This is a genomic window from Schwartzia sp. (in: firmicutes), from assembly GCF_978017985.1.
Genome location: NZ_CDXDFU010000045.1, coordinates 1 through 3,011 on the forward strand (window position 1 = coordinate 1; position 3,011 = coordinate 3,011).

Below are 3,011 nucleotides of genomic sequence, written 5' to 3' on the forward strand. Positions count from 1 at the left end.
ACAATAGTGATGACGGAAACCAGCGGCAGTACAGGCATTACGCGTTTAACAAATCCGCCGCAGAACTCGTTCATCAGAAGTCCGAGAATAACCGGTGCCAAAACCATCTGTGCGATGGAAATCATCATTTTTGTGAGTGAAATATCTACCCATGCTCCTGCAAGGAACCACGTTACGAACGGTGTAACGATAGGAGCAAGGAGTGTTGTCGTCATGGTCATTGCAACGGAAAGAGCAACGTCACCCTTTGCAAGGTATGCAATAACGTTTGATGCCGTACCGCCCGGGCATGTTCCTACGAGCACTACGCCGATTGCAAGCTCCGGCGGAAGATTGAATGCTTTTACCAAAACCCATGCTGCAGCCGGCATGATTGTGAACTGTGCAAGCGCCCCGATACCTACTTCCCACGGGCGTTTTGCCAGCATACGAAAATCTTCGAATTTCAGCGTCATACCCATACCGAACATGACGATTCCGAGCATGATAGATACCCACGGCCCGACCCATGTCAGAGAAGGCGGATAAACGACTGCAAGGACAGATACCAGTATTACCAGCACTGCCATGTTGTCTACCATAAGCTTACAAAATTTTTTCACGGAAAATCCCTCCACTTTTTCCTTGGGAGTCCCACAAAAAAGCGCCTTCCGGCAATGACCGAAAGGCGCAGAAATATCTCCAATGGTGTGATTCTCTGTCTCGGTCACATGATCCAAGCAGTCGTTTTGTTGTGAGTTGAGTGTGTTTTGTATAACTCCCAAATGAGATGTTATCAATACCCGTGGCTTAGAATAGCATATTTCATTCGTAATTGCAAGAAAACTCTGCACAAAAGGCAGAGTTTTCTATACATCACGCTATACGATTTTCGTTCTGTTTACTTAGCCATGAGTTTTGCGACTTTGTTCGCGAAGGCTACAGGGTCATCAGGCATGATGCCCTCGATAAGGAGTGCCTGCGTATAGAGCATATCGCAGTAGTCCTTGAATTCCTGATTGTCCTTTCCTGCTGCATGAAGCTGCTGCAGGCGTCCGAAAAGGTCATGCTTCGGATTGATTTCAAGGATACGTTTTGCCTTGAACATCGGGTTGTCCATATCGGAGAAGGTCTGCTCCATGGAGAGGGACGGGCCTTCTGCGGAAGCGACAAGACATACAGCACCGGATTTCAGGCGGCTGGATACTTTGACCTCGCCTACCTTGTCTCCGAGAACTTCTTTGATGTCCTTCATGAGGTCGCCGTTTTCTTTAGCGATGTTTTCGGTTTCCTTTTTCTCCTGCTCGGATTCAGCATCACCGAGGTCAAGCTCGCCACGGCTGATGGACTGGAATTCCTTGCCGTCGTATTCATGCAGCGCCTCAATGCAGAATTCATCAACCGGGTCAGTAAGGTACAGAACTTCGATACCCTTTTCCCGCAGAAGCTCCATCTGCGGCAGTTCGTTGATGATAGCCTTGTCTTTGCCTGTTGCGAAGAAAATCTTCTTCTGGCTCTCAGGCATACGCTCTTTATATTCCTTGAGTGATGCCAGCTTGCCTTCCTTAGATGTTTCGAAAAGGAGAAGGTCTTTCAGCTTGTCCTTTGTATCTCCGCCACTGTAGATGCTGCCGTAAACGCCGATTTTAAGGGATTTGCCGAACTTACCCCAGAATTCCTCGTATTTCTCACGCTCTTTTTCGAGCATCTTTGCGAGTGTTTTGAGAACTGTCTTTTCAAGGTTCTTGCCGATAACCTTGAGCTCACGGCTCTGCTGAAGAAGCTCACGGGAGATGTTCAGCGAGAGGTCCGGAGAGTCAACGAGGCCCTTGATAAAGCGCAGGTAGTCAGGGAGAAGATCCTTGCATTTATCCATGATGAATACGTGACGGGAATAAAGCTGCAGGCCCGGCTCGTAATCAGCATGGTAGAGGTTGAACGGCGCGCTGCCCGGAATAAACATAAGAGCAGTAAATTCAACAGCACCCTCTGCGTTCACATGGAAAATCTCCATCGGGTTTTCCCATTCGCGGAACTGGTTCTTATAGAATTCGTTGTATTCGTCCTGAGAAATATCGCTCTTGCCTTTGGTCCAGAGCGGCTGCATGGAGTTCAGCGTGCGGATTTCAACTTTTTTCTCAGGTTTTGAGTCAGGAATGATTTTTCCTTCTGCGTCACGGGGCATTTCCTCCGTCTCCCAGTTCATCTTAATCGGGTAACGGACATAATCGGAGTATTTCTTTACGAGACGCTCCAGCGTGTACTGGTCTTCGTAGTTTTCCTCTGTGGAATCGCCAAAGAAATCTTTTCCGAGGAAAAGCGTAATGGACGTGCCGCGCTTCTCCTTCTCGCATTCCTCTGTCGTGAATGAACCACTGCCGTCGGACTCCCAGCGTACAGCCTGCTTTTCTCCTGCCTTGCGTGTGGTGATGACAACCTTATCAGCCACCATGAATGCAGAATAGAAGCCTACACCGAACTGACCGATCATATCTTTGTCATTTACTGCGGAGTCGGATTCCTTTGCTTCCTTCAGCTTTTCGAGGAATGCTTTTGTACCGGATTTCGCGATAGTACCGATATTTTCGATTACTTCCTCAAGTGTCATACCGATACCGTTATCGGAGATTGTCAGAGTGTGGCTTTCTTTGTCAGGTACAAGGAAAATCTCATAAGATTCGTCTCCTTCAAGAAGCTCGCGGTTCGTCAGCGCCTCAAAATGCACCTTGTCGATTGCGTCCGAAGCGTTGGAAATGAGCTCGCGCAGGAAGATCTCATGATTCGTATAAATGGAATGAACCATAAGGTCCAACAGTTGTTTTGTTTCTGCTTGAAATTCGTGTTTTTCCTTTGCCATTGGGTTATTGCTCCCTTTCATAAAAATTTCGAATCACAAAGAAAGAGGCACCATCGGCGCCTCATCTCTTTTTGCATGCTTCTATTATATTACAGTTTTTGAAAAAGTCAAATGGTCAATAGCGATTCTTTCTTCTGAACCGCGGGAGCAAAAAACCATTTTTTCCGCTGCTGAG

At 47.4% G+C, this 3,011-nt stretch carries 2 protein-coding genes; both read right to left on the bottom strand.

Annotated elements, in window-relative coordinates; translation table 11 throughout:
* On the bottom strand, positions 1-581 hold a 581-nt coding region (locus ACY69O_RS02200; RefSeq protein WP_462331837.1), incomplete at its 3' end, for a bile acid:sodium symporter family protein.
* A 299-nt stretch (positions 582-880) separates the two neighbouring features.
* Positions 881-2,836, bottom strand: coding sequence for a molecular chaperone HtpG (gene htpG / locus ACY69O_RS02205; protein WP_462331836.1), 1,956 nt, complete (start codon positions 2,834-2,836; stop codon positions 881-883).
* Between the last annotated feature and the right edge of the window lie 175 nt (positions 2,837-3,011).